21 protein-coding genes are annotated in these 26,533 nt (G+C 56.0%); 14 read left to right on the forward strand and 7 right to left on the reverse strand.

What is annotated here, in order from left to right:
* Positions 1 to 2 precede the first annotated feature (2 nt).
* The 3 genes from N879_RS18070 (at position 3) to phoU (ending at position 1,891) form a co-directional block, all read left to right on the forward strand.
* The gene (locus tag N879_RS18070; RefSeq protein WP_009461656.1) at positions 3 to 347 is read left to right on the forward strand and encodes a Spx/MgsR family RNA polymerase-binding regulatory protein; all 345 of its coding nucleotides are present in this window, start codon (positions 3 to 5) and stop codon (positions 345 to 347) included.
* Positions 348 to 385: 38 nt separating this feature from the next.
* Positions 386 to 1,069: a ribose-5-phosphate isomerase RpiA gene (gene rpiA, locus N879_RS18075; RefSeq protein WP_009461658.1), complete on the forward strand. Its 684-nt coding sequence runs from the start codon at positions 386 to 388 to the stop codon at positions 1,067 to 1,069.
* Between the two features lie 87 nt (positions 1,070 to 1,156).
* Positions 1,157 to 1,891: a phosphate signaling complex protein PhoU gene (phoU, locus tag N879_RS18080; protein WP_009461659.1), complete on the forward strand. Its 735-nt coding sequence runs from the start codon at positions 1,157 to 1,159 to the stop codon at positions 1,889 to 1,891.
* A gap of 61 nt (positions 1,892 to 1,952) precedes the next feature.
* Here phoU and N879_RS18085 read toward each other — a convergent pair whose 3' ends face one another.
* The 3 genes from N879_RS18085 to argA all read right to left on the reverse strand — a co-directional run bounded on the left by N879_RS18085 (position 1,953) and on the right by argA (position 5,306).
* Positions 1,953 to 3,239: an EAL domain-containing protein gene (locus N879_RS18085; RefSeq protein WP_009461660.1), complete on the reverse strand. Its 1,287-nt coding sequence runs from the start codon at positions 3,237 to 3,239 to the stop codon at positions 1,953 to 1,955.
* Positions 3,240 to 3,607: 368 nt separating this feature from the next.
* Positions 3,608 to 3,880 carry an oxidative damage protection protein gene (locus N879_RS18090; protein ID WP_009461661.1) on the reverse strand — a complete coding sequence of 91 codons (273 nt, stop codon included), beginning with the start codon at positions 3,878 to 3,880 and terminating at the stop codon, positions 3,608 to 3,610.
* A 70-nt stretch (positions 3,881 to 3,950) separates the two neighbouring features.
* Positions 3,951 to 5,306, reverse strand: coding sequence for an amino-acid N-acetyltransferase (gene argA, locus N879_RS18095; protein WP_009461662.1), 1,356 nt, complete (start codon positions 5,304 to 5,306; stop codon positions 3,951 to 3,953).
* Between the two features lie 72 nt (positions 5,307 to 5,378).
* On the opposite strand from argA, the gene hrpA reads away from it, so the two are divergent.
* The 8 genes from hrpA to N879_RS18135 all read left to right on the forward strand — a co-directional run bounded on the left by hrpA (position 5,379) and on the right by N879_RS18135 (position 18,730).
* Complete coding sequence (hrpA, locus tag N879_RS18100) at positions 5,379 to 9,170, forward strand: ATP-dependent RNA helicase HrpA (protein WP_009461663.1); 3,792 nt, start codon at positions 5,379 to 5,381, stop codon at positions 9,168 to 9,170.
* Between the two features lie 157 nt (positions 9,171 to 9,327).
* Entirely contained in the window at positions 9,328 to 12,804 is a 3,477-nt protein-coding gene (gene dnaE / locus N879_RS18105; RefSeq protein ID WP_022983575.1) for a DNA polymerase III subunit alpha, read from the forward strand.
* Positions 12,801 to 13,907 (forward strand): glycosyltransferase family 4 protein, encoded by a 1,107-nt coding sequence (locus tag N879_RS18110; RefSeq protein WP_009461664.1) that lies wholly within the window; start codon positions 12,801 to 12,803, stop codon positions 13,905 to 13,907. Before dnaE ends, N879_RS18110 begins: the two co-directional genes overlap by 4 nt.
* Positions 13,904 to 14,746 carry a polysaccharide deacetylase family protein gene (locus N879_RS18115; RefSeq protein ID WP_022983576.1) on the forward strand — a complete coding sequence of 281 codons (843 nt, stop codon included), beginning with the start codon at positions 13,904 to 13,906 and terminating at the stop codon, positions 14,744 to 14,746. Before N879_RS18110 ends, N879_RS18115 begins: the two co-directional genes overlap by 4 nt.
* Positions 14,719 to 15,525 carry a glycosyltransferase family 2 protein gene (locus N879_RS18120; RefSeq protein ID WP_009461667.1) on the forward strand — a complete coding sequence of 269 codons (807 nt, stop codon included), beginning with the start codon at positions 14,719 to 14,721 and terminating at the stop codon, positions 15,523 to 15,525. The genes N879_RS18115 and N879_RS18120 overlap by 28 nt, the downstream gene beginning before the upstream one ends.
* A gap of 33 nt (positions 15,526 to 15,558) precedes the next feature.
* Complete coding sequence (locus tag N879_RS18125; protein ID WP_009461672.1) at positions 15,559 to 16,275, forward strand: polysaccharide deacetylase family protein; 717 nt, start codon at positions 15,559 to 15,561, stop codon at positions 16,273 to 16,275.
* Entirely contained in the window at positions 16,272 to 17,456 is a 1,185-nt protein-coding gene (locus N879_RS18130; RefSeq protein WP_009461674.1) for a glycosyltransferase family 4 protein, read from the forward strand. The genes N879_RS18125 and N879_RS18130 overlap by 4 nt, the downstream gene beginning before the upstream one ends.
* Positions 17,457 to 17,614: 158 nt before the next feature.
* Entirely contained in the window at positions 17,615 to 18,730 is a 1,116-nt protein-coding gene (locus N879_RS18135) for a glycosyltransferase family 4 protein (protein ID WP_009461676.1), read from the forward strand.
* A 68-nt stretch (positions 18,731 to 18,798) separates the two neighbouring features.
* Here N879_RS18135 and N879_RS20515 read toward each other — a convergent pair whose 3' ends face one another.
* Genes N879_RS20515 through N879_RS18145 form a run of 3 tightly spaced genes read right to left on the reverse strand, consistent with a single transcriptional unit; the run spans position 18,799 to position 20,728 of the window.
* Entirely contained in the window at positions 18,799 to 19,065 is a 267-nt protein-coding gene (locus N879_RS20515; RefSeq protein ID WP_009461678.1) for a zinc/iron-chelating domain-containing protein, read from the reverse strand.
* Positions 19,062 to 19,826 (reverse strand): YdcF family protein, encoded by a 765-nt coding sequence (locus N879_RS18140; RefSeq protein ID WP_009461680.1) that lies wholly within the window; start codon positions 19,824 to 19,826, stop codon positions 19,062 to 19,064. The genes N879_RS20515 and N879_RS18140 overlap by 4 nt, the downstream gene beginning before the upstream one ends.
* Positions 19,823 to 20,728 carry a glycosyltransferase family 9 protein gene (locus tag N879_RS18145; protein WP_009461682.1) on the reverse strand — a complete coding sequence of 302 codons (906 nt, stop codon included), beginning with the start codon at positions 20,726 to 20,728 and terminating at the stop codon, positions 19,823 to 19,825. The genes N879_RS18140 and N879_RS18145 overlap by 4 nt, the downstream gene beginning before the upstream one ends.
* A gap of 147 nt (positions 20,729 to 20,875) precedes the next feature.
* On the opposite strand from N879_RS18145, the gene msbA reads away from it, so the two are divergent.
* The 3 genes from msbA (at position 20,876) to N879_RS18160 (ending at position 23,824) form a co-directional block, all read left to right on the forward strand.
* Entirely contained in the window at positions 20,876 to 22,669 is a 1,794-nt protein-coding gene (gene msbA / locus N879_RS18150) for a lipid A export permease/ATP-binding protein MsbA (RefSeq protein WP_009461684.1), read from the forward strand.
* Between the two features lie 30 nt (positions 22,670 to 22,699).
* On the forward strand, positions 22,700 to 23,158 hold the full coding sequence (locus N879_RS18155; protein WP_009461686.1) for a hypothetical protein: 459 nt from the start codon (positions 22,700 to 22,702) through the stop codon (positions 23,156 to 23,158).
* Positions 23,159 to 23,344: 186 nt separating this feature from the next.
* A complete protein-coding gene (locus N879_RS18160) occupies positions 23,345 to 23,824 on the forward strand; it encodes an AAA family ATPase (protein WP_022983577.1) in 480 nt (159 codons plus the stop codon).
* A 175-nt stretch (positions 23,825 to 23,999) separates the two neighbouring features.
* Here the strand turns inward: N879_RS18160 and rng are convergent, their stop codons facing one another.
* On the reverse strand, positions 24,000 to 25,463 hold the full coding sequence (rng, locus tag N879_RS18165) for a ribonuclease G (protein ID WP_009461688.1): 1,464 nt from the start codon (positions 25,461 to 25,463) through the stop codon (positions 24,000 to 24,002).
* Positions 25,464 to 26,533: the final 1,070 nt, after the last annotated feature.

Raw genomic sequence — 26,533 nt, forward strand, 5'->3', positions numbered from 1 at the left:
CGATGTATGGTTTGAAAAATTGCAGCACCTGCCAAAAGGCGATTGCCTGGTTTGAGCAAAACGGTCTGCCATTGAACTTTGTGGATTACCGCGAACATCCCTTGGAAGCGGCCCGCTTGCAACAATGGGCGCAGGAGCTGGGTGGCTGGCCCAAGCTGGTTAACCGCGCCTCCATGACCTGGCGTAATTTGCCTGCGGAACGTAAAGAGCCGCAGGACGATGCCCAATGGCTGGCCTTGATTGCTGAATTTCCGGCGCTGGTGCGCCGCCCCTTGCTGATTACGCCCGAGGGCGAGGTCAGTGTGGGTTTCAACGAAGGCAAATTTGCCGCTCGTTTTCTTAAATAAACCAAGGGGGGCCAAGCCCCCCCATTTTTATATCTGCCATGTACACACAGACCGAACTCAAACAACAGGTGGCTCAGGCCGCGGTTGATTACGTCCTTCCTTTCCTGACCCCGGATTCCATTCTGGGTGTGGGTACGGGTTCCACGGTTGATTTGTTTATTGATGCTCTGGCGGCGCACAAACATGCCTTCAAGGCTGCTGCTTCCAGCTCGGAGCGCTCGACCGCTCGCCTGCAAAGTCTGGGTATTGCAGTGCAAGACTTGAACACCATCGAACGTATGGACTGGTATGTGGATGGTGCCGACGAAATCGATGCGGCGTTGAACATGACCAAGGGCGGCGGTGGCGCTTTGACCCGCGAGAAAATCGTGGCTTCGGTCTCGGACAAGTTCCTGTGCATTGTGGACGATTCCAAACTGGTGGATCGCCTGGGGGCGTTCCCCTTGCCGGTGGAAGTCATCCCCATGGCCAAGAATGCCGTGGCTCGTCAATTGCGTGCCTTGGGCGGTAATCCCGTCGAGCGTACGGGCTTTGTCACCGATAACGGTGGCCTGATTCTGGACGTGTCCGGTTTGTCGATTGCAGACCCGGCTGCTCTGGAAGCCCAGATCAACAATATGCCCGGTGTGGTGTGCTGTGGCCTGTTCGCGATTACCCCAGCCAGCGTGGCCTTGATTGCCGGTCAACAGGGTGTGCGTACCCTGCCTGGCGACGGTTTCTGAATTTTAATGTCTCTGTCATAATCGGTGCTTAATCTATGCACGGATTAAGCGCTGGCGCGAGCCATTTTGCTGTTACAGAAGGCCACTATGAACGAACATACCAATAAGCAGTTTCACTCCGATCTGGAGGCCACCCGTTCGCTGTTCTTGCAGATGGGCGGTATTGTTGAATCTATGGTTCGCAGTGCGACCGAAGCCCTGCAAACCGGGGATATGTCGCTGGTTGACCAGGTTCGCGAGCGTGAAAAAGAAATCAACCGCCTGGAAGTGGAAATTGACGAGCGCATCACCAACCTGATCGCCCGTAATCAACCCACCGCCATTGACTTGCGCATGTTGCTGTCCATCTCCAAAATGCTGACCGATATGGAACGCTGCGGGGACGAGGCCGAGCGCATCGCCAAGATGGCTCGCCGTCTGCACGAAGGTACCGCTGGCTACGAGCCCGTGGTGGAACTGCGTCACATGAGCTCCTCAGTCGCTGGCATGATCAACGATGTGCTGGACGCCTTTGCGCGCCAGGATGCCGTACACGCAGCACAGATTGTGCGTAGCGACAAGGAAGTGGATCGTGAGTGGAAGGGTTCGCTGCGTCACATCATCACTTACATGATTGAAGATCCACGCACGATTTCGCACTCCATTGATCTGATCTTTATCGCCCGTGCGCTGGAGCGTATTGGCGACCACGCCAAGAACATGGCTGAACGCGTGATCTACATGGTGCGTGGTGACGACGTGCGTCACACCGGTGTGAAAAACACCGAGCGTACTGCACGTGGTGAACCCTTGCCAGAACCGGAATCCGAAGACAAAGCCTGATTCCGACCCGGGCCTTCTTGCTGCAAGCCTTGCATGACACCATGCAAGGCTTGTTTGCTTTTCAAAAACTAAAGCCGTAGCCTTGGGGGGCTTGGTCAGGATAGAACTGGGTACGTAGCAGTACCGCATCCTGCACCGTAATCAATACTGCTGAGTTCCACCAGGGCGGGGTCAGCGTTGGCAAGGCCAGCAGATAGCCCTGCACGCCGTGCGCACCGGACTGGCGCACAAACTCCAGATCAGCCTCGTCCTCGACACCTTCGATGATCACGTAGGGGCTGTAATCGGCGCAGACATTGACCAGATTGCGCAGCAAATGGGCTGGCTGACCGGGGCTGCGTGCCCGCAGCAAGATCGAGCGGTCAATTTTGATAATGTCGGCATGGGTCTGCACCAGAAAGGCGAGGGTGCTATTGCCCGATCCCGTGTCGTCCAGAGCAATCCGTACCCCCAGGTTTTGCAGTTGGGCAATCAGGCGCAGCGCCGTGGGCTTGTGGGCGATGGTGCCGGTTTCCGTCACCTCCAGAATCAGGCGCTGGGCCACATCCGGGCGACTGTCCAGATAGCTGAACAGATCCTGCCACCACAAATCGTCCTGCAGGGAGCCTGCGGAGATATTCACTCCCAGACAAAGACCAGGTTTTGTACTGAGCAGCTCCACCACACTGCCCAAGACACTGCGATCCAGCCGGGATACCAGACCTAATCGCTCCAGAGCGGCGATGGCCTCGGGTAAAGAGTAATCCGCCGTGCCGCAGTGACGAATCAAGGCTTCTTCATAAAAGTCCTTGTTCTTGTGTTTTTCACCCAGGTGATAGATGGGCTGAAAGGCCAGGGCCAGCAGCCCATTCTGTAAATCATCCAGCATGCGAACTGCCAGACTCATATCGTCCCGGTACGTCTTGGCCCAAACTTTGTGCCAGGCGGCCAGCGTGGCTGGGTGATTATGAGAGCAGGGGTTGGGAGCGGGAGGGTGGAGCTGATTCGTGTCGTACTGACGGCTATCGTAGTGGTAAGCCATCTGGGTGTGCAGGTAGATGCGGTGCTCATCCTGGGTGATGGGGTCACACTCCAGTGCCGCACCCAGCAATTGGGCCAGGGCATTGGGATGGGTACGCTGAAAGCGGTGTTGCTTGCCCAACTGCTTCAAGGCAATCAGGACAAAATCTCCCCGGATAAAGATTTCATTGGCAGTCAGCCCACAGTCCAGCAGCCTTTGCTGCACGGTATCCAGCACAAAAGCATGAAACTGCGGCCCATACAAAGCCTCCAAATAGCTCAGGTTGACCAGCCACAGGCGCAAGTGAGTGGAGTACTGGTCAATCTCGGGTAGGTCTAGGCGGCACATGAACTTCTTTTCCTGTGGGTAAAGCAGTAAGCGGCGGTGCTGTGCAGGGCTCGGCGCAAGGCTGCTCAGACATGGACACGTGATGGGCCGGTGTGGCTTGGGCACTGTATGCGCATCAAGGCCAGCCGTGATTTTGTGCCTTAGGGCTTCAGGTAACTGTAGAAAAATCCCATTTCTTTTGATTTTTGACCAGTCTGAAACTAACTTGTCGCGCAGTGTTTCATTTAATTACGTTTTGGCTGCGTGTTGAAGGCGGGGCTATTTGATAGGAATGCGGGGAAAGGCGGGGGAGTCGGGGGCAGAAATAAAGAAACCCCGGAGCACGATGGTAATGCTCCGGGGTTTGGGTGCGTGTCCTGAATCGGGACTTAAGCGGAAGGGGCGGTAAAACCGTCGGCTTCCACGTCCTTGTCTTCAAACAGATATTGCTCCATCTGTTCTTTCAAATACGTGCGGGCACGGGCGTCGGCCAGGTTCAGGCGGTTCTCGTTCACCAGACGGGTTTGCACGTCCATCCAGTTGGCCCAGGCCTGTTTGGAAATCGAGTGCCAGATCTTGGTGCCCAGCTCGCCGGGGTAGGGGGGAAACTCCAGGCCCTCGGCTTCCTGTTTCAGCTTCACACAGTGAATCATGCGTGCCATATGTGTTCCTTTTCAATCAAATGCTTGGATGGGCGTATTGTACTTAGGGGCGCAGGAGGGTCAAACCGGCTTACAGCTTTTTAATAAAGACCATGCTGTTGCGCGAACGGTTGTAATGCGACTGCTTGCCCTTGGGCAGATCGGACACGCCACCTTGTACAAAGCCACGCTTGATAAACCAGTGAGACGTGCGGGTGGTCAGCACAAAAAGACGCTTGAAGCCGGCCGCACGGGCCTTGGCTTCGGTATGGCGCAAGAGAATTTCACCTTCGCCCGAGCCTTGCCATTCCGGGTGCACGATGAGACAGGCCATTTCGGCCATGCTTTCTTCTTCGTACGGAATTAATGCCACACAGCCGTAAATAATGCCGTCGTGCTCCAGAACCGTGAACTGCTCCACCTCGCGCTCGATGACCGAACGGCCACGGGGGACCAGGGTGCCGTCAATTTCAAGGGGTTCGATCAGTTGCACGATTGCACCCACATCGTCCAGATTGGCCGGGCGCAAATCGTCCAGTGTGTCTTCCACCACCATGGTGCCCACCCCATCGTGGGTGAAGATCTCCAGCAAAATGCTGCCGTCCTGCTTGTAGGGCACCAGGTGCGCACGGGCAATACCGCGTTTGACGGCTTGCGAGGCGTAGCGCAGGAAGGTGGAGCAGTCCTCGTCCAGCTTGCCCGAGGCCAGCAGGGAGTCGGCATCGGCACGGGCCAGTTCCGAATCGATATCCAGATTATTGGAGTGCCCGATATGCTCCGGGGTCAGGAAAATCAGCTTTTCAGCGCGCAGGGCGATGGCCGTGCTGGTGGCCAGATCTTCCATGTCCAGGGTAAAGGCCTCGCCAGTTGGAGAAAAACCCAATGGGGAGAGTAGAATAAGCGCTCCTTGGCTCATGATTAGCCGCATGGCGTCCACGTCCAGCTTGCGTACCGCCCCAGAATGCTTGAAGTCCAGGCCATCAATCACGCCCACCGGACGCGCGGTCACAAAGTTGCCCGAAATGATGCGAATCTGGGCATGGGACATGGGGGTGTTGGGCAAACCCTGGCTGAATGCGGCTTCAATATCCAGGCGAATTTCACCAGCGGCTTCTTTGGCGCATTCCAGAGCGACCGCACTGGTTGGCTCGGTACCGCGACCGAATTGCGTGGTTTCGCCTTTCAGGCGCAGTTGCTCATTGACCTGGGGGCGGGAGCCATGCACCAGCACCAGCTTGATGCCCAGTGCTGACAGCAGCGACAAATCCGGGATCAGGGTGTAGAGCAGTCCATCGTTGATGAGCTCGCCCCCAAAGGCCACCACGAACGTCTTGCCACGAAAATCGTGCACATAAGGCGCCACTTCCCTGAACCATCGCACAAATTGTGCCTGGGATTCATCAGGTGGTTCGATGGCGTTGTACGAGTCGGGGATGTCTGTGTTCATTGCGGGGGATCTTTGCGTCCAAATGGTTTCAAGCCAAAATTATAATGATGTCTGTACCAGAAACTACCTTTCATGCACGAGTCCGACGAATTGACTGAAAACCCACACTCTTTACCAACAATTTCGTACCCTGATGACCTGCCAGTCAGCGCCCGACGGGCCGAAATTGCGCAGGCGATCAAAGACCATCAGGTGGTCATTGTGTGTGGTGAAACCGGCTCGGGCAAAACCACCCAATTACCCAAAATCTGTCTGGAGCTGGGCCGTGGCCTGCAGGGCAAGATTATTGGTCATACTCAGCCGCGCCGTCTGGCCGCCACGTCGGTCGCCAAGCGTATTGCCCAGGAGCTGCAATCGGAGATTGGTGACTGGGTAGGGTACCAAATCCGCTTTAACGACAAGACCGGACCGCGCTCGGCCATCAAATTGATGACAGACGGGATCTTGCTGGCCGAGTCCCAGCGCGATCCCCTGTTAAGCCGCTATGACACCATCATTATTGACGAGGCCCATGAACGCAGTCTGAATATTGACTTCCTGCTGGGCTTTTTAAAGCAGTTGCTGCCACGTCGTCCGGACCTGAAGCTGATTATTACCTCGGCCACAATTGATGCCGAACGTTTCGCGCAGCACTTTGCCCACAAGGGCAAGAAGGCGCCTGTCATTGAAGTGTCGGGCCGTCTGTATCCCGTCGATATTGTGTACCGCCCGATTCTGGATCCGTCTTTGGTCGATGCCGAAGAACGCCGTTCCACCTCCGAGGAAGAGCGGGATCTGATGCAAGGCATTGTGGATGCGGTGCAGGAATGTGCCCGGCATGGTACGGGCGACATTCTGGTCTTCCTGCCAGGTGAGCGCGAAATCCGCGAAGCCACCGAGGCGCTGGAAAAAGAAAAGCCCATCAATACCGTGATCCTGCCCTTGTTTGCGCGTCTGTCGCAGGCGGATCAGGAACGTATTTTCCGACCCAAAGGCAATGCGCGCCGTGTGGTGCTGGCGACCAATGTGGCAGAAACCTCGCTGACCGTGCCTGGCATTCGCTTTGTGGTCGATAGTGGTCTGGCGCGTATCAAGCGCTATTCCTGGCGCAACAAGGTCGAGCAACTGCGTATTGAAGCGATCAGTCAGGCCTCGGCCAGCCAGCGGGCAGGGCGTTGCGGTCGTATTGGCCCCGGTATCTGTATTCGTCTGTATGACGAGCAGGATTTCAAGAGCCGCCCCCCCTTTACGGATCCCGAGATTCTGCGTTCCTCGCTGGCCTCGGTGATTCTGCGCATGAAGGCCTTGCATCTGGACGATGTGGAAACCTTCCCCTTTGTGGAGCCGCCCACTGGCCGTGCGATTGCCGATGGGTATCAAATTCTGCAAGAGCTGGGTGCGCTGGATGAACAGCAGCGCCTGACCAAGGTAGGCCGTTCCCTGGCCAAACTGCCTGTGGACCCGCGTGTGGCCCGCATGATTCTGGCCGGTCATGAACATCATTGTTTGACGGAAATGCTGATCGTGGCCTCGGCCATGTCCGTGCAAGATCCGCGTGATCGTCCTGTCCATGAGCGTGAAGCGGCCAATCAGGCCCATGCCCGTTTCAACGACGACAAGTCCGAGTTCCTGTCCTATGTGAAGCTGTGGAACTGGTTGGAAGAGCTGTCGCAGGAACAAAGCTCGCAGCGCAAGTTTGCCAATAGCGTCAAACAGGCTTTGCTGTCCCCTTTGCGTATTCGTGAATGGCGAGATGTTCATACCCAATTACGCAGTCTGGTACAGGAGCAGCGCTGGGTCGCCAACCCCTCGGCAGCTACGTATGAGCAGGTGCATCTGGCCTTGTTGACGGGCTTGATCGGCAATATTGGCTACAAGAGTGAAGAAACGGGTGTCTACCAAGGCACGCGTGAATTGCGCTTTGTGATTCACCCCGGCTCCAAGCTGGTCAAGAAAGCAGGCCGTTGGATACTTGCGGGCGAGCTGATGGAAACCACGCGACTCTTTGCCCGCTGTGTGGCGCGTATCGAGCCGCAGTGGATTGAGAAAGTCGGTGCCCATTTGCTGCGCAAAACCTGGGGCGATCCGCGCTGGGAGAAGAAAGCCGGGCAGGTAGTGGCCAATGAGCGCGCTACCTTGTATGGCTTGCTGATTTACAGTGGCCGTCGCATTCACTTTGGCCGCATTGATCCGGTGCAGGCACGCGAGTTGTTCTTGCGCCAGGCTCTGGTGCCAGGCGAGATCGACTCCAACCTGCCTTTCCTGCGTCATAACCGTCAGCAGATACAGGCGGTAGAGCGTTTGGAGCACCAATCCCGCCGTCCCGATATTCTGGTGGACGAAGAACTGATTTACGCGTTTTACGATCAGCGCATTCCCAAGGACGTGTACCAGACCGCCACATTGGAAAAGTGGTTCAAGGGCTTGTCCAAAGAAGAGGCCAAGGGCCTGGAGCTGAACCGCGACGAATTGATGCAGCACGACGCAGCCGGCATCACCACCGAGGTCTTTCCGCGCTCCGTTGAATGGCAGGGCGTGAAGATGGCGCTGGATTATCACTTCGAGCCGGGCTCGGTGCGCGATGGGGTGACCTTGAGCGTTCCCTTGTTCGCCTTGAACCAGATCGACGCTGCGCGTTGCGAGTGGCTGGTGCCCGGCATGCTGAAAGAAAAAGTGCTGGCTTTGCTGAAATCCTTGCCGCAACGCATCCGCCGCCATTGTGTGCCGCTGCCCGATTATGCTGCCGCTTTTCACCAACGCTGGTTTGAAAAAGCAGCCGATCCGGGCATGAGCCTGCTTGACGCCATTTCGCAGGATATGTGGACTCAGCTCAAGCAAAGGCCGCAGCGCAGTGACTTCAAGCCCGAGACGCTGGCGACGCACTTGTTCATGAACTTCCGGGTCATTGACGAGCATGGCCGCATGTTGTCGGGCGGTCGCAATCTGGATCAGCTCAAGGCCGAGCATGGCCGTCAGGCCCAGGCCTCCTTCCAGCAAATGGCCGCCAGCGACGAACAGGTAGCGCAAGTGCTGGATCACGAGCAACTGACCAGCTGGAGCTTTGGTGAACTGCCCGAGCTGATGGAAATCAAACGCAAGGGGCGCAGCTTTATTGGCTATCCGGCCTTGATCGACAAGAAAACCCATTGCGATCTGGATGTGTTCGATGACCCGGCCCAGGCCCAGCGTCAGCACCGTCAGGGTTTGCGCCGCTTGTTCCGTTTGGCCCTGCGCGAGCAGGTGCGCTTTCTGGAAAAGAACATTACGGACCTGACTCGTATCAGCATGCTGTACATCAATCTGGGGACGCAGGAACAATTGCGTGACCAGATTATTGATGTGGCTCTGGAGCAGTCCTGCATGATGGAGCCCTGGCCCAAGAACCAGGCCGAGTTCGAGGCTCGCGTGCAGGAGGGCCGCAGCCGTCTGGGTCTGGTGGCCCAGGAAGTGGCGCGTCTGGCCGGGCAGATTCTGACTGAATGGAGTGCCGCCCAGAAGAAACTGGCGCAAATCAAGGCCCACCCCGAGGCTTTGAAAGACATACAGCAGCAATTGAACGCCTTGATGCCCACCTTGTTTCTGGAAAGCAATGAATACGCGCAGTTGGCGCATATGCCGCGTTACTTGAAAGCGGTACAAACACGGGTGGACAAGCTGCGTGCCGACCCGGCTCGCGATCAACGCCTGATGCAGGATATGTCGGTTTTGCTGACCAAGTACCAGCGTGCCGTGGCCGCGCTGAAAGGTGCGACTGATAGCGGTTTGCGGGATTTCCGCTGGATGCTGGAGGAACTGCGTGTGTCCTTGTTTGCCCAGGAACTGCGCACCCCCATGCCTGTCTCGGTCAAGCGGCTGGAAAAAGCCTGGGCTGCCTTGCAGCGCTAGATTGTTTGTTATTTTGGTATTGGTCGGCAGGGGGCGGGTGATTGTGCGTTTGTTGTTCAGTGAGATGTGAACCAATCGAAACATATTGCCTGCCCTTATTCACCTTGAGCATCGCTTCAGGGTCACCAATGTCTATTGGCTTCAGTACAATTCCATCATGAGCGAAACCACCCCTTCCTTTGTCCATTTGCGATCCCACTCGGAGTTCTCCGTGGTGGACGGCATCGCCCGTATTCCCGAAATGATCAAGAAAGCGCAGGCCTATGGGCAGCCTGCACTGGCTTTGACGGACTTGTGCAACTTGTTTGGACAGATCAAGTTCTATACCTCGGCGCGTAAAGCCGGGCTGAAAGCCATCATGGGCTGTGATATCTGGCTGCAAAACGAGGAAGACCGCGAAAAACCGTCGCGCTTGCTATTGCTGGTGCAAAACGAGGCCGGTTACTTGAGCCTGTGTGACATTCTGACCCGTGCCTGGCTGGGCAACCAGTACAAGGGGCGAGCAGAAGTGCAGCGCGCCTGGCTGAAAGAGTGCAGTGGCCTGATTGCCCTGTCCGGTGGACGTATGGGCGATGTAGGCCAGGCCCTGGCCGATGGCAATCTGGAATTGGCCCGTGATTGCGCCCGCCACTGGGACAGTCTGTTCCCGGGCGCTTTCTATATTGAGTTGCAACGCAGCGGTGCGGACGGCGACGAACTGTATGTACAAGCTGCCATGCGCTTGGCCGCGGAGCTGGACCTGCCCGTGGTAGCGACGCACCCGATTCAATTTATTGCACCCGACGATTTCCGCGCGCATGAGGTGCGGGTATGTATTGCCGAAGGCGAACAGCTGGCCAACCCCAAGCGTGTGAAGCGTTTTACGCAAGAGCAATATTTTCTAAGCTCGGACGAAATGCAGCAGCGCTTTGCGGACGTTCCTGCTGCGCTGGAAAACACGCTGGAAATTGCCAAGCGTTGCAACCTGGAGCTGGAACTGGGCAAACCCTATCTGCCCGATTTTCCCACGCCTGATGGCATGTCGCTGGGCGACTTCCTGATTCAACAGGCCAAAGACGGTCTGGAAATCCGCTTGAAGCAGCTGTATGCCGACCCCGAGGAGCGCGAGAAGCAACGCCCCACTTACGAAGAGCGTTTGATGTGGGAGTGCAACACCATTATTTCCATGGGCTTTCCCGGCTACTTCCTGATCGTGGCGGACTTCATTAACTGGGGCAAGCACAATGGCGTGCCCGTAGGGCCGGGCCGGGGTTCGGGGGCGGGTTCCCTGGTGGCTTACAGCATGGGGATTACTGATCTGGATCCCTTGCGCTATGACTTGCTGTTCGAACGTTTCCTGAATCCCGAGCGGGTATCCATGCCTGACTTTGACGTGGACTTTTGTCAGGACAACCGCGAACGCGTTATTGATTACGTTAAACAGAAATATGGCCGTCAGGCCGTCAGCCAGATCGCCACATTCGGTACTCTGGGCGCAAAAGCCGTGGTGCGCGACGTAGGCCGTGTGCTGGAATTGCCTTACAGCCTGTGCGATGGCTTGTCCAAACTGATTCCTTTCAACCCCGCCGATCCCTGGACGCTGGAACGTGCGCTGGCCGATGAGCCTGCCTTCCGCGAGCGTTACGAGAACGACGAGGAAGTCAAAGCCCTGATCGATCTGGCCCGTCCCTTGGAAGGCCTGACCCGTAGTGTGGGCATGCACGCCGGGGGGGTCTTGATTGCACCCGGCAAATTGATCGATTTTTGCCCGCTGTATGCCCAGTCTGGCCCGGACGCCAACGCCGTGTCGCAATACGACAAGGACGACGTGGAGGCTGCCGGCCTGGTCAAGTTCGACTTTCTGGGGCTGCGTAACCTGACGATTCTGGACTGGGCCGTGCGCTATGTACGCCAGTTCAATGCGGACAAGCGCGAGTTCGACATCATGGCCTTGCCATTGGATGACGACGCCTCCTACAAGCTGTTGTGTGAAGGTAATACGACAGCGGTGTTCCAGCTGGAATCGCGTGGGATGAAGGAGCTGCTGCGCAGTCTGCGGCCTTCCACCTTTGAAGACATTATCGCCATGCTGGCCCTGTATCGTCCGGGGCCGCTGGAGTCGGGCATGGTGGTGGACTTCGTGAACCGTAAACACGGTCGAGCCGAGGTCGATTACTTCCACCCGGATCTGGAAAGCACCTTGAGCAGCACCTACGGAGTCATCGTCTACCAGGAACAGGTGATGCTGATCTCGCAGATTATCGGTGGCTACTCGCTGGGTGGTGCCGACTTGCTGCGCCGTGCCATGGGCAAGAAAAAGCCCGAGGAGATGGCCAAGCACCGGGTTCTGTTTGAGGAAGGGGCGGTCAAGAAAGGCCACGACCCTGAATTGGCGGTCAAGCTGTTTGACCTGATGGAAAAGTTTGCGGGCTATGGCTTTAACAAGAGTCACTCTGCTGCTTATGCTCTCATCGCCTATCAGACAGCCTGGCTCAAAGCCCACCATCCGGCCGAGTTCCTGGCCGCGACTTTGTTGTCCGATATGGACGATACCGACAAGGTCCAGATTTTCTGGAAAGACGCGCTGGCCAACGGCGTGGAAGTCTTGCCGCCAGATATCAATGCGTCCAACTATCGCTTTGAGCCTGTGCAGGACAGCTATACGGAAAAAGGCTTGCCGCCACGCACCATGCGCTACGGTCTGGGCGCCGTGAAGGGTACCGGTCAGGCTGCGGTTGAAGCGATTGTGGATGCTCGCAAGCAAGGCGGTCCTTTCACCAGCCTGTTTGATTTCTGCCGTCGTGTAGACCGCCATCAGGTGAACAAGCGCACCATTGAAGCCTTGGTGCGTGCCGGCGCTTTTGACACGATTGATGAAAACCGCGCCGCTTTGCTGGCCAGTATCGGTGCCGCTACTGAAGCTGCCGAACAGGCCGAACGTAGCGCCAACCAGTCTTCGCTGTTTGATGACGACTCCAACGATATTGTGGAAGGCGAGGTTGCGAAAGTGGCTCCCTGGAGCCTGCAAGATCGCTTGCGTCAGGAAAAGACGGCACTGGGCTTTTACTTCAGCGGCCATTTGTTTGACGCCTGGCGTGATGAGGTCCGCCGTTTTGCACCGACACCGTTGGCACGTTTGGAAGCGTCGCGCAGTCCGCAGTGGTTTGCCGGTGTGCTGTCAGCGGTGCGTGTACGCATGACACGTCGCGGCAAGATGCTTTACGCCATGCTGGATGACGGCTCGGCGCAGCTGGAAGTGGCCATCTTCAATGAGCTGTTTGAAGAGCATCGCCAGCGTCTGAAAGAAGACCAGTTGATCATCATCCAGGGCAAGGTCAGCAACGACGATTACACCGGCGGCTTGCGTATCAATGCTGATGCTATTTTTGACTTGCAGTTGGCCCGTGAAGCCCGTGCCAGTTGCCTGAGCATCGGCCTGAACAATAATGCCGACGCACAGCGTCTGCAAACCTTGTTGGCACCACACCGTGCCCAGGAGCAGGGCGGGGTGCCGGTCGAGGTACAACTGCTGCGTCCCGATTATGAGTGCGTGGTGCAGTTGGGCCCGCAGTGGCGTGTTCGTCTGGCGGATTCCTTGCTGGAGCAGCTGGAAGGCTGGGACGCCACGCGCGAGGTGGAGATCAGCTACCGATGAGGCCCTTGCGCATTCTGCACTCGGAAGCTGCCACCAGCTTTGGTGGTCAGGAAAACTACATCCTGCGAGCCATGCGCATCTTGCGCGAAAGGGGGCATCAGGTGGAGGCCGCCTGCCAACCCCACGCCCAGTTGACCGAGCGCCTGCGCGACGAGGGTTTTGTGGTTCATACCCTGTTGATGGATGGCCCGGCCAATTACATGCGCGGTGTGCGCCAGTTGCGTCGGGTCTTGCGCCAAGGTCAGTTTGATGTGCTGAACAGCCATAGCCGCCGTGACACCATGCTGGCCGGTGTGGCCGGGCGCCTGGCGGGAACTCCCTTGATTGTGCGTACGCGCCATCTGGCCAAGAAAGTGGGCTCCTTGATGTCTTACACCATCGTGCCCAAACGGGTGATTACGCCCAGCGATTATGTGCGCGATCACCTGATCGAGCGGGGCGTGAAACCTGGGCATGTTCGGGTGGTCTATCCCTGTGTCGATCCCGGCGTGATTGATTCAGCGCCCCTCCTGGATTTGCGTGCCCAGTTGGGTTTGGCGTCTGATACCTTGCTGGTAGGTTGCGTTGCCGTATTGCGGCGCGAAAAAGGCCATCATGAACTGATCGCCGCCATGCAGCCTTTATTTGATCGCTACCCTCAATTGCACTTGGTGCTGGTGGGGGGCGGCTCTCCGGGCTATGAACAGTTGCAGGCCTTGATCGCGGAGCTGGGGCTGCAAGGGCGGATTCATATGCTGGGCGCTCGTGCAGATGTGCCCTCGATTCTGCCCAATCTGGATATTTTTGCCTTGGCGACCCATATGGAAGCGTCGGGCACTGTTTTTGTAGAGGCTGGAAGCGCTGGCATTCCTGTGCTGGGCAGTCGCGTTGGCGGGGTCCCGGAGATGATGCAAGAAGGCCGCAGCGGTTTGCTGGCGGATTTGCACGACCCGGAGCAGTGGCGTGCCGCCTTGGAAAAAATGATCCGGAGCACGGAGTTGCGTCAGGAAATGGGAGCCGCAGGGCGCCTGTTTTGTCGTGGCGACGAGCGCTTTACCCCGGTTGCCATGGGCGACCGGCTGGAAGGCGCTTATTATGCTTGGTTAAAGGAGCTTCAGGGATGAAAGTGGCAAGCACCGTGCCCGTCATGATGTACCACCATGTCACCCCGGAAGGGGGCATGATCAATGCCAGTCCCGAGCATTTCGAGCAGCATTTGCAATGGTTGAAGAAAAACGGCTGGACCAGCCTGACAACCGAGCAATTTGTAGGCCATTTGCAAGGGCAGGGCGTACCGCCCAAATCGGTACTGATTACCTTTGATGATGGCTACCTGGATAACTGGGTCTACGCTTATCCCTTGTTGAAAAAATATGGCTTCAATGCCGTGATTTTCCTGGTGACAAGCTGGATCAATGAGGGGCCTGTGCGCCCTTATCTGGGCCAGGGCCAGGACGTGCCCGAATGCCCGGATCATCGCGAATGTGAAGCGCGTATCGAGCAAGGTCGCAGCGACGAGGTGATTTTGCGCTGGAGTGAAATCCACGCCATGCAGGCTGATGGTGTGTTCGAGTTCCACAGTCATACTCATACCCATACTCGCTGGGACCTGAGCGAACAGCGCGATCAAAAGAACGACAAGATGCGTTGGGAACTGGAGCAATCCCGTCAGACCTTGAAGGCCAATATGGGTATGGTCTCTGACCAGCTGTGTTGGCCGCAAGGCTATTTTGATCCCGATTATGTGCAGGTCGCCCAGCAAGCCGGTTTCCGCTATCTGTATACAACGCGCGCCTTCGGCTCCAACCAGCCTGGTAGCGATCCTTTGCACATTTATCGTTTCGCCGTGCGTGACACGACGGGCGTATCGGTAGGACGCAGGCTGAATGTTGCGGTACATCCCGTGATCGGTCCGATTTTCAACAGGTGGAAAGCATGGCGTCGTCGTCAACGACAGAAGTAGGGCAAAGCGCCGCGTCGAGTTCTGGCAAGCGCCTGTCCGTTATCCTGATTACGAAAAACGAGCAGGCGCATATTCGTGCCTGCCTGGAATCCGTTGCCTTTGCGGACGAGATTATTGTGGTGGACTCGGGCAGTACGGATGAGACGGTGGAAATCGCCCGTTCCATGGGGGCGAACGTGACGGTCACCCCGGATTGGCCCGGTTTTGGGCCGCAGAAGAATCGGGCACTGGATCAGGCCACGGGAGAGTGGGTGCTGTCCATTGACGCGGACGAGCGTGTTACGCCCGAGCTTGCACAACTGATTCAGCAGGAAATGACTCAGCCGCGTGGTACGGCTTACCGGATTGCCCGCCTGTCAGAGTTCGCTGGCCGCTGGATGCGCCATAGCGGTTGGTGGCCAGACCGGGTATTACGACTGTTCAAGCGTGGTACAGCCCGTTTTAACGACGCCAAAGTCCATGAAAGCGTGCAGACCGAGCATCCAGTCCTGGTCTTGGATGGACATTTTCTGCATTACCCCTACGCCAGCCTTGAAGTCTTTATCGACAAGATCAACCGTTATTCCTCGGATGCGGCCCGTCAAATGCAGGCCAAGGGCAAGACCACCAGCCTGCCGGGCATTGCTGGCCATGCCAGCTGGACCTTTGTGCGTCACTATATTGTTCGACGGGGTTTCCTGGATGGCCCGCAAGGCTTCATTCTGGCGTGTATGGCCGCTTCTGGCAGCCTGTTTCGATATAGTAAGCTGTGGTATTACACCCGTCAGAAGTCTGATTAGCCCCTTATAATGCCGCCTATGATTCCGATTCTTATGTACCACCAGGTCGGGGTGCCTGCTCCCAAGGGCTCGCCTTACCGTGGTTTGACCGTGCATCCTACTGATTTTCGGCGCCAGATGACTTGGCTCAAGCGCTTGGGTTACCGTGGTTTATCCATGGCGCAACTGATGCCGTACCTGCGGGGTGAAAAGCAGGGCAAGGTTGTGGGAATCAGCTTTGATGATGGCTACCGTAACGTCTTTCAGAACGCCATGCCGGTGCTGGATGAATTGGGCTTTACGGCGACCAATTACATTGTGGCGCGGCATCTGGACGGCTCGAACTTCTGGGACCAACCCAAAGGAGTGCCGCATTCCGGTCTGATGTCCTTGCCAGAACTGCGCGCCTGGGTGAACGCCGGTCATGAAGCCGGTTCGCATACGCTGGACCATGTGCATCTGACCGATGTGTCCTCGGAAATTGCCCATTACCAGATCGCGCAATCCAAGGCGGAGCTGCAAGACGTGCTGCAAGTGGAAGTCAGCGCGTTTTGCTATCCCTATGGCGATCAGAATCAGGCTATTCGTGAGCAGGTGCGTCAGGCTGGTTATCTGAATGCCACCACGACCAATCGCGGTCTGGCCCGTTCAGACGATGATTTATTTGACTTGCCCCGTGTGACGGTCTCGCGTTCCACCAATATTTTGCGCTTCGTGCAAAAGTGCGTGACACGCCTGGAAGACAAGCGTCGTACGGTTTCCCGCTCATGAGCTCAGATCAAACCCGCGACACTCCCGCTGCGATTCCCGAGCGCCTGCGCATCGCTTTTGTGGTCGACCGTTTCGGTAACCGCTTTGGCGGCGCTGAAGCGTATGGGGTGGAGCTGATGCGCGAGTTGGCCGAAAAACACGAAATCACCGTGTTTGCGCGCGAATATGACAGTCGCTGTGATTTGAAGCTGGCCTATGTGCCTATTCGACATTGGTCGCATTGGCCGGGCTGGATACGCGGCATTCTGTTTGCCCGTCAGGCCGCCAAGGCCACGGCGCAAGGTTTTGATATTGTGCACTCGCACATGAACGGCTGGTGCGGGGACGTGGAAGTAGTGCATGTCACCCCCGTGCGGTTTAACTGGCGCGTGCGGCCTTTGCCTTTGTTGAAAAAACTGGGCTCTTACTTCAGCCCGAGGGTCTGGGGGTATCTGGGCCTGGAAAAACGCCGTTTGCGCCCTGGTCCTCATGCCGTAGTCGCCGTTTCGGGCCTGATTGCCGAACAATTGCAGCAAGCCTATGGCAGCGTGCACGACTATCCCGTCATTGCTCCCGGTGTGGCCTTGCCGCAAGCCGATGCCCAAGGCCAGGAGCGCACCCAGGTTCGCGAGTCTTTGGGTTTTGCGAACGATCAGGTTGTCTGCCTGTTGGTGGCTCGTAATCCGCTGCGTAAAGGCTTGAATACGGTGCTGGAAGCCTTGGCGAAACTGCCTTCTCATTATCGATTGCTGGTGGTGGGCGGAAAGCCGGGTTTGCGTGACCAGATACGCCAGCAGCTTCAGACTCTGAATATGCAGGATCGCGTCATCCTGCAGGGTGAAACCTCCAACGTCGAACCTTTTTATCGCGCTGCCGATATTTACGTGCATCCCACCCTGAATGACAGCTTTGGCATGGCACCGCTGGAAGCCATGTCCTATGGCTTGCCGGTTGTCCTGAGCCCGGCTCCGTGGTGCGGCTTTGCCCAATATGTGCAGGGCGGCTATCACGCATTGCTGCTCAGCCATCCGGAGGATGCTCAGGAACTGGCTCGGGCGATTGAGAAAATCAGCAAGGACCCGGCCATGGCCAGGAATCTGATCGAGAACTCGCGTGAGTTATTGGTTCAATTCAGCTGGCCTGCCGTCGCGACTCGCTATCAGGACCTGTATCAAAAAGTGTTGCTTCGCCGCCAAGATTAAAGGCAGGTGCAGCCAGGTTTTCTCTTTTACCGAGATTAAATCGTCAAAACTGCTGTTCAGTCATTGTTCAGCTTACGCAATAGCGGATACACTTTGTGGCCTGTAGATGCTCGATCTGAGTATTTGTCTGTCATTCACAGCCGCTGACGGAGCGAGTTTTGAAGGTCCTGATCACTGATATTCACCATGGTAATGGCGGTGGCCATGTCACCTATATTCTGGGTTTGTTGCGCGGTTTGGCCCATCAGTGTGAATTCACTCTGGCGGCACCGGCAACGGGCCGACTGTATCGGGAAGCGTCGCAGATACCCGGTGTAAGAGTGTTGCCAGGCCTGTATACCGCCCGTATCGGGACGGCCTTGTCGGAAATCTGGAACCTGCGCCGTTTTTTGCAGCGCGAAGCCTTCGATATCGTGCATTGCAATGGCAGTACCGATCATCGTCATGTCATGATCGCCTGCAAAACCTTGTCGAATCCTCCCGTTATTATCTGGACCAAACACAATACCAAGCGTCTACACAGCATGGGTAACCGTTTGCGGGCGCGCTTTGGGACTGATCTTTGCATTGCTGTCAGCGATTATGTTGCCCGCCAACTCGCCAATTCTGATTATCGGCGTTGCAACGTTGAGCGGATTTATCACGGTCTGGACTTGGAACATTATTCCCCGGTTTCCGCGCGGGAAAAGCAGGTTGCACGCCAAGCACTTTTCGGCGCTGATTTGGCAGAGAACAGTTTGGTGCTGGGCTCAGTGGGTGGCACGGATCTGGAAAAAGGTTGGCTGCTGCTGGTTGAAGCAGTGTCCCGTCTGGAGCCGGAACTCAAGCAGCGCGTTCGGATTGTGGTAGCAGGTGATCCGCCTGTGGAGGCTGTTCGGGAGCAAGTGCAGGCTTTGGGCTGTGCCGAGCAATTGGTTTTCCCCGGCTTGGTTAAGGATGTGCGCTCGATCCTGGCCGCCTGTGATGTGGGGTTTGTGCTTTCATATAAAGAGTCGGCCTCGTACGCGTGCTACGAATCCTTGGCTTTGGGGCTGCCCGTCTTGATCTCCGATGCGGGTGGTTTACCGGAAAGCATCGAGCATTTGCATGAGGGTTGGGTGGTGCCTTGTGGAGACGTGGCAGCCATTGAGGCGCATGTTCGAGACATGTTATGTCAGAAGTACTGCTTGCATACCGTGGGCAAGCGTGCCAGGCAGCGCGCAGAGAATCGTTTTGATGCGCAGCGTTTTTCGGTGGATACTTATCAGGCCTATTTGAAGGCGCGGGCGCTATAAAGTCAGATGCAGGCCAAGCCTGTAGCAAAAAGCGTTCTGAGTGTATTTCAGAACGCTTTTTTTTATGCCTAGTTGTTGAGGGACGGAGCCGTGAGTGTTTCCAGCTCCGTTAGCCAGATCAAGGCATCTTCCCGCTTTTCTCCACACATTTCCGGCGAGGCTTGCAAGCCCGAGCAACAGGCAGGGCGTTCGGGTTGGCCAAAAATCCGACAACGTAGCTGTTCGTCCAGCTGAATGCAAGGCACACCCGCAGGCTTGCCGTGGGGCATGCCGGGGATAGGACTGGAGATAGAGGGGGCGATACAGCAGGCCCCACATTCAGAACGGCAAATCATGCCCAGCCTCGGGACCAGTACACCAGAATCCCGACATATTCCTTGATGATGGAGCGGCTGGATTGCAGGGCCATCAGATTGGGTTTCCACATGGAAAACTCGGGGCTGTTCGGAACCGTTAGCTGTGGAGCGGCACCAGCCGCAATGACATCGACCCCTTGCTTGCGGAAAATTGCCATGGCGCGTGGCATGTGCAGGGCAGAGGTTACCAACAAGACTTTCTTGGCCTGCTTTTCTTGCAGTAGCTGGGCGGTGTATGCACCATTTTGCTGGGTGGTCAGGCTTTCGTTTTCCATCAGTGTGGCCGAGGCGGGCACATCCAGATTAGTCAGGGTGTTGGCCATGACCTTGGCTTCACTGATGCCGCCGTCCAGCGCGGCTCCGGACAAGACAATGTAAGGTGCACGGCCCGCTTTATACAGATCGGCCGCTCGTTCTACCCGCGCCGATGTTTTCTGTGCTGTTTGGGGCAAGAACCAATTGCTGCGGTTTTGAGCGGTGTGGCCGCCCAGAACCACAATGGCATCGGCTTGCGTTACCTGCTCAGCCGGCTGATAGGGATACATTTTTTCCAGATAACCGCCCGCATACAGACTGGTGGCAGGCAGGGACCAGGCGCCGGTCCAGAGCAGTCCGGCCAAGGCCAGAGCGGCGGCGGTTTTGCGCAGGCGCAAGATAAAGAGCAGCACCGCCACAAGTAGTAGGGCGGCAAACAAATTCAGCGGAATGACCAGGCTGGTCAGGATGCTCGATACATTCATGGGTGCTCCCGCTCTGACTCCAGCACTTGCGCCACCTCGTCCAGCGTTGGCCATTGGCCATCGCGCCCCAGGCAAATCGCCCGTGGCGACCAGGGACCGGTGTCTTCAGGGTTGGTGACGCCACATAAGGTCAGCTGCTGGGCCTTGATGGCTGCCGCGACATGGGAGACGCCAGAGTCATTGCAAATAACCCACTGCGCCTGTTGGCAAAGCCGCGCAAACGCTCCTAAAGGCAGGGGCGGCAGGCAACGTGCGCTGGGCGCATTTTGCAGGGCAGCCTCATGCTCGTTCGGCGGGGGGCACATAATGACGGTTTTGCCTTGGGCTTGCAGATGGCGGGTCAGTTGGTCGAAATACGGCCAGACTTTGACGCGGCCTTTGTGCAGTCCCGTTGCGGTAGGGGCGATCAGAATATAGTCACCGGGGCGCAGGGCGGCTTGGCGTAGACTGTTGTCGCCTTCTTGCCGTTGCAGGGGGCTGAGCGTCAAATCCAGGGTGGCTGGGGCTTGTTCAGGCGCCGGGTTCAATTTCCACAGCGCCAAAGCCTGCTGAACAATATAGAACCAGGATTGCACCGCATGCAACTGCTTTTGCGGCTTATTTAACGGCCATCGTAATAAAAGGCTACGGCCATCGTCCCGGTAACCGCAGGCTGGCAGACCTGCCAGTTTGAAGCTGAGGGCACTGCTCAGCGAATCGGGCAGCAGCAGGCCATACGCTTGGCGATGGCCGTGCTGGCGACGATAACGGCGTATGGCCTTGGCATCCTGGTGCCAGTGGCTGCTCATGGGGATGAAGCCATGCAAGGGGTAAGCCGACAGCAGTTCGCGGGCCCAGGGACGGGCGCAAACCACGACGGGCAAACCGGTATCCAGCAGAGCCTGTAAACACGGCAGGCTCATGCATACATCGCCTAGCCAATTAGGCAATCGTAAATAAAGGGCAGAGGGATCAGACATGAACAGGACAACTAGGCAGAACCAACAAGTGCGGAGGCGCTCGACTCAGGCAATGAGCGTTAGAATAAACACAATTAGATAGTATATAGGGTGTCCTCGTTGTCCAACGCCATAGAAACCAAAATCAAGCCTGCTGGGCACGATCCTGTCAAATCCGATCTCTGGAAGCGCATTTATAGCCGTTTGCTGCCTTATTGGAAGGTGGCGGTGCTGGCGCTGATCCTGGTCAGCATCTCCTCAGCTACCCAGCCAGTGCTGGCGGTGATCATGAAGCCTTTGCTGGATGATGGCTTTACGGGTGCCAATCCGGACTATATGTGGTCCATCCCGCTGGCGGTGATCGGGCTGATGTTTGTGCGCGGCGTGACCAGCTACGGCAGTTCTTATTTGTTTGCCTGGATCGCCAACAAAATGTTGCTGACTTTACGTGGTGACATGTTCTCCCGCTTGCTGGGATTGTCCGATTCGGAGTTCAAGCAAGGGGATACTGGCCGTTTGCTGAACCGCTTCACGATTGATGCCGGCACCATGACTGGCGTGGCCACCGAGGTGGTCACCGTCGTAGTGCGTGAAACCTTGACCGTGATCGCCTTGTTGGGCGTTCTGCTTTACATGTCCTGGCAATTGACCGTGATCGTGTTTCTGGTCATGCCCGCCTCGGTCTTTGTGGCCAAACTGGTGTCGCGTCGCCTGCGCCGCATTAACCGCGATACCGTGAACATGAATGCCGAGCTGACTCGTGTGGTCAGTGAAGCTATTGATGCCCAACGTGTCATCAAGCTGTTTGATGGCTACGAGCGTGAAAACACCCGTTTCATGTATGTGAATGCGCGCCTGCGCCGCTTCGCCATGCGTGCAGCTTCTGCGGATGCCGCTCTGTCGCCTATTACACAGCTGTTTGTGTCGATTGCCGTGGCCGGAGTGATTTTTGTCGCTCTTTACCAGGCCAATACCGGCACGCTGACTATCGGTAGCTTTGCCGCTTTCATGGCTGCCCTGGGACAGATTTTTGATCCTATCAAGCGTTTGACCAATATCACCGGCACGATGCAGCGCATGCTGGTGGCGGCAGAAAGTGTCTTCAAGCTGGTTGACCAGGACCCTGAGCCCGATACCGGGACTCGAGAGTTCACGCAGCCTGTGCATGGGCATATCGAGTTCGACTCGGTGTCACATCGTTTCCCCAACGCGCATCGCGATACCTTGTCCGAGGTCAGTTTTGCGGTGCAGCCCGGCCAGACTATTGCCCTGGTTGGTCGTTCCGGTAGTGGCAAGACCACACTGGCCAATATGTTGCCGCGTTTCTTGATTCCTAGCAGTGGGCAAGTGCGGGTAGACGGCATTCCCTCGGAAGAGCTGACCTTGCGTAGCTTGCGTAGCCAGATTTCTTTGGTTAGCCAGGATGTGGTGCTGTTTGAGGCGACGATTGGTCAAAACGTGGCCTATGGTGCGGGAGCCGATGTTACGCCGGAGCGTATCTGGGAAGCGCTGGAGGCAGCCAATCTGCGCGAGTTCGTGGAAGGCTTGCCACAAGGTCTGGATACGATGGTGGGCGAGAATGCCAATTCCCTGTCTGGTGGCCAGCGTCAGCGTCTGGCCATCGCCCGTGCCTTGATTAAAAATGCTCCCATTCTGATTCTGGATGAGGCCACCTCGGCTCTGGATAATGAGTCCGAGCGTCAGGTTCAGATGTCGCTGGAGACCTTGATGAAGGGCCGCAGTACCTTGGTGATTGCGCATCGTCTGTCTACCGTACAAAATGCGGATCAAATCCTGGTGCTGGACGAAGGGCGGATTATTGAGCAGGGCCGTCACGACGAATTGCTGGCCCGCAACGGTGTGTACGCCGGTTTCTACCAAATGCAGTTTCAGTTCAACGAATAAGCAGCCTGGGGCTGCACGATAAGGAACATCATGAAGAAAATCATTCTTGCGCTGGCCGGGCTGGCTGTGTTGGCAGGGTGTGCCAAGCAGGGTGCGGAACTGCGAGAACAGGATTTGCGTCGTCCCAGCTATTTCAAGACGGAGCGCCGCATCAATACGGACTTTGTGGGTATTCAGCGTGCCTTGTTCAAGCATCAGGCCGAGTGTGGCAAAGCAGCGGTTTTCAAAATGGATGAGCGTCAGGCCAGCTACGGCACTTTGCGCTACGAACTGGAACCGGGGGCGGGCTGGGATAAAAGTATCCTGATCGATCTGACCATGATGCAAAAGGGTTGGGTAGACGCAAAGGTTTACGCTTACCGCGCTGATGTGAAGCGAGAGATTCAGGAGATCTTCACTTCAATTCGTGCTCCAGGTGTGTGCAACCCGGACGATGCACCAAAAGAAGTGCTGCCCGAGGATGATTTTGTACCGGTTGCGCCGCTGTAAGTGTCCAAGCTTTGTGCTGGGCAACTCGCTCAGCACATGAGGCGCCCTGATCGCAGGACAAGTCTGTCCTGCTCGTGACCCGCTTTTTCAGGCGGGTTTATTGTTTTCAGTCCCTCTCAATGAACAGAGATGATTATGGATCTTGCCTCTACACCCCCAGTCAGACAGACAGCCTCGACAGCAGCGATGCTTTATCTGATTTGCGGCAAGATTGCGGCGGGTAAATCCACCCTTGCTAAAAAGCTGTCCGAGCAGCCCAAGACCGTACTAATCAGCGAAGACGTTTGGCTGGCTAACGTATACCCCGGTCAAATTGCGTCTTTGGAAGATTACGCGCGCTGTTCAGCGCAGTTGCGGGCGGCCATGGCACCGCATATTGCTGCTTTGTTGCGGGCCGGAGTGTCTGTAGTGCTGGATTTTCCGTCCAATACCCTGGCAACACGCGCTTGGGCGCGGGAGCTGATTGAAAAATCGGCTGTGGCTCATGAACTGCATTATCTGGATGTGGCTGACAAACTGTGCAAGGCACGTTTGCATGCCCGTAATGCCAGTGGTGAGCATCCCTTTGAGACGACCGAAGCGCAGTTTGATTTGTTCAGCTCTTACTTTGTGGCACCTCAGGAGTCAGAGGGCTTTCATATCATCCGCCATCAGATCAGCGAATAAGCCGGGGCGTGTTTTTCTGCTGCTAGTTGCCGCGTGCCAGAAGATGTTTGCTGGTTTGCTTGTATCTGTGTCTGAGCTTTGCGTGTGTAGGAGCGTGTCCGAGCAGGCCGCAGACCTTGCCGTACAAGAGCTAATGCAGGGGATTGGCTACCCAGCCAACCCCAATGCTGACCAATTACAGCAAAATAATGTCGTACTGTTCCTGGGAGTAGTGTGGATCTACCTCCAGGGAAATGGGCTTGCCAATAAAGTCGCCCGCCACGGCCAAGTGCTGGCTTTCTTCTTCCAGAAACAGGTCCACGACCTCCTGGGCCGCCAAAATACGAAATTCCTTGGGATTGAATTGTTTGGCTTCGCGCAGGACTTCGCGCAAGATTTCATAGCAGACGGTGCGGGCCGTACGGACGGAACCTCGCGATTGGCAGGTGGGGCAGGGCTCGCATAGTTGGTGCGCCAAAGAGTCACGCGTACGTTTGCGCGTCATTTCCACCAGGCCTAATTGACTAAAGCCATTGATCGTCACGCGAGTGCGGTCTTTGGCCAGCGCTTTTTGCAGCTCCTGCAAGACAGACTCCCGGTGAGCAGGGTCGTCCATATCAATAAAGTCCAGGATGATGATGCCACCCAGATTGCGCAGACGCAGCTGGCGGGCCAGGGCAATCGCTGCTTCCAGGTTTGTTTTGAAGATCGTGTCGTCAAAGTTGCGACCACCGACGAAACCGCCGGTATTCACATCCACCGTAGTGAGTGCTTCGGTCTGATCGATAATCAAATAGCCGCCGGACTTCAAATCTACCCGACGCGACAGGGCGCGATTGATTTCTTCATCCACATGGGCTGTATCAAACAGAGCGCGACTGCCTTTGTGGTGACTGATGCGCTCAAGCACCGAGGGCGTGTAAATCTGTGCCCACTCCTTCATCTCCTGCACGACGGTGCGTGAGTCCACGATGATGGATTGGGTGTTGGGCGTCACCATATCGCGTAAAACACGTTGCGCCAGGCTCAAGTCCGTATAAAGCACAGAGGGGGCGCCTTGCTCGCGGATACGTTCCTGAATACGTGTCCACAAAGTACGCAGATACTGCTGGTCTGCACTGATCTCTTCATCCGTCGCGCATTCGGCCTGAGTCCGTACGATGAAACCGCCTTTCTCATCCTTGGGCATAAGACGACTGACACGCTCGCGCAGCTCGATCCGGTCTGCATCCGAACCAATCCGTTGCGATACGCCAATATGAGGATCAAAAGGCAGATACACCAACATGCGGCCCGCAATACTGATTTGTGTTGATACACGAGCACCCTTGGTACCCAAAGGATCCTTGATGACTTGTACTAATAGAGACTGACCTTCGTACAAGAGCTTTTCAATCGGCGTGGTGGGACTACCCTGATTACGCTCGGTGCGATTCTGGCGTAAGTCCGCGACATGGATAAACGCCGCGCGTTCCAGGCCAATATCAATGAAGGCACTTTGCATGCCGGGCAAAACCCGTGCCACCTTTCCCAGATAGACGTTCCCCACATAACCGCGTTGGATGCTGCGCTCGATATGAATTTCCTGGACAGCACCTTGCTCGACCAGGGCAACACGGGTTTCAAACGGAGTGACGTTAATCAGGATGTCTTCATGCATAGTAATTTCGCTCAGGAATATCTGTTCCGGGCTAGTGTAGGGCCAAGTCGGTGAGGCTGCTATGCCTTTATGACTATATAGAGAGTTTAGGGAGGATGAATGCTTCGCTTGTCTTTGTTTGGGGGACTGCTTGGAGGCGTTTATGGTTCCAGTTGCTTTATGTAGGTCGCCACTCGAGGCCCCGGGACCGGGTGGCTAGCAGCCCTGCATAATGCTCGATCTTGGAGGCCATTCAACTCGTTATCTATCTCTATATAGACACTGTTGGTTGAAGGCACAGGGCCGATGCAGTGTTCGTGTGGCCGTTCTTTTGTCCGCCATCTATCCATCCAGCAACCAACCAACCAACCAACCAACCCATCGACTGGCGACTGTTCTTTGGAGGGAGTTTTTCTTCTATCTATATAGAAGAGGATAGAGGGAGGAGTTGTCAGAGAATGGGGGAGATGATTTAACGAATTTCCGTGAGGAAAATAGCTTTCTGTTCGTGTTTTGCTCTGAAGAAGCTTGAAGCCTCCTGCCTGAAGGCAAAAAGTCGAAATAAGCTAAAAATTATTTTTATAGTTATTCCTTATTGTTATCAATGGTCTAAGTGTTTTTGAAGGGTTTCTGCTTCTTAAATGCCAAGAAAAATCCCATGAAACTCTTGCAAAGCGGAAAATCCTCGTGCTATAGTTCTTTTCTCGCTGCAGCACACACAGGGTTTTCCCTGAAGCGCTACAGAGAGCAGTTAGACAAGATTCACCGCCTTGGCCAAGAGGCCCGCACCGAAGCTTGAATGACTGGTCAGGAAACTGACAGGGTGTAAAACCCGGAGCTTGACAAATCAGAAAATTCTGTGTTAAAGTTCTAGGTTCTGCTCCAGAGAACGCAGCGTTAAGTTTTTAAGCGGTTTTGCAGGTTGAAACGGTTTTGAAAATTTACCCTTGTTTGTGAAGTTGGATGGTTAGCCTCACGGTTAATTGTTCAGCAGGTAGAAAGGAACGAAAGTTCTGGTTTAAGCGGGATAAGTTGGACGGTTTTAAAACTTTCTAACTTCTTCAAGAAAACGCTTGACACACTACCTGATG

The sequence above is a fragment of the Alcaligenes sp. EGD-AK7 genome, from assembly GCF_000465875.3.
Taxonomy (GTDB): Bacteria; Pseudomonadota; Gammaproteobacteria; order Burkholderiales; family Burkholderiaceae_B; genus Alcaligenes; species Alcaligenes phenolicus.

Coding starts and splice junctions, on each gene's coding strand:
- dnaE (WP_022983575.1), top strand. CDS start 9,328: ATGAGCGAAACCACCCCTTCCTTTGTCCATTTGCGATCCCACTCGGAG.
- phoU (WP_009461659.1), top strand. CDS start 1,157: ATGAACGAACATACCAATAAGCAGTTTCACTCCGATCTGGAGGCCACC.
- N879_RS18160 (WP_022983577.1), top strand. CDS start 23,345: ATGCTTTATCTGATTTGCGGCAAGATTGCGGCGGGTAAATCCACCCTT.
- N879_RS18145 (WP_009461682.1), bottom strand. CDS start 20,728: ATGAGCCTGCCGTGTTTACAGGCTCTGCTGGATACCGGTTTGCCCGTC.
- N879_RS18140 (WP_009461680.1), bottom strand. CDS start 19,826: ATGAATGTATCGAGCATCCTGACCAGCCTGGTCATTCCGCTGAATTTG.
- N879_RS18110 (WP_009461664.1), top strand. CDS start 12,801: ATGAGGCCCTTGCGCATTCTGCACTCGGAAGCTGCCACCAGCTTTGGT.
- N879_RS18125 (WP_009461672.1), top strand. CDS start 15,559: ATGTACCACCAGGTCGGGGTGCCTGCTCCCAAGGGCTCGCCTTACCGT.
- N879_RS18155 (WP_009461686.1), top strand. CDS start 22,700: ATGAAGAAAATCATTCTTGCGCTGGCCGGGCTGGCTGTGTTGGCAGGG.
- N879_RS18130 (WP_009461674.1), top strand. CDS start 16,272: ATGAGCTCAGATCAAACCCGCGACACTCCCGCTGCGATTCCCGAGCGC.
- rng (WP_009461688.1), bottom strand. CDS start 25,463: ATGCATGAAGACATCCTGATTAACGTCACTCCGTTTGAAACCCGTGTT.
- hrpA (WP_009461663.1), top strand. CDS start 5,379: ATGCACGAGTCCGACGAATTGACTGAAAACCCACACTCTTTACCAACA.
- N879_RS18120 (WP_009461667.1), top strand. CDS start 14,719: ATGGCGTCGTCGTCAACGACAGAAGTAGGGCAAAGCGCCGCGTCGAGT.
- N879_RS18115 (WP_022983576.1), top strand. CDS start 13,904: ATGAAAGTGGCAAGCACCGTGCCCGTCATGATGTACCACCATGTCACC.
- N879_RS18085 (WP_009461660.1), bottom strand. CDS start 3,239: ATGTGCCGCCTAGACCTACCCGAGATTGACCAGTACTCCACTCACTTG.
- N879_RS20515 (WP_009461678.1), bottom strand. CDS start 19,065: ATGATTTGCCGTTCTGAATGTGGGGCCTGCTGTATCGCCCCCTCTATC.
- rpiA (WP_009461658.1), top strand. CDS start 386: ATGTACACACAGACCGAACTCAAACAACAGGTGGCTCAGGCCGCGGTT.
- N879_RS18090 (WP_009461661.1), bottom strand. CDS start 3,880: ATGGCACGCATGATTCACTGTGTGAAGCTGAAACAGGAAGCCGAGGGC.
- N879_RS18070 (WP_009461656.1), top strand. CDS start 3: ATGTATGGTTTGAAAAATTGCAGCACCTGCCAAAAGGCGATTGCCTGG.
- argA (WP_009461662.1), bottom strand. CDS start 5,306: ATGAACACAGACATCCCCGACTCGTACAACGCCATCGAACCACCTGAT.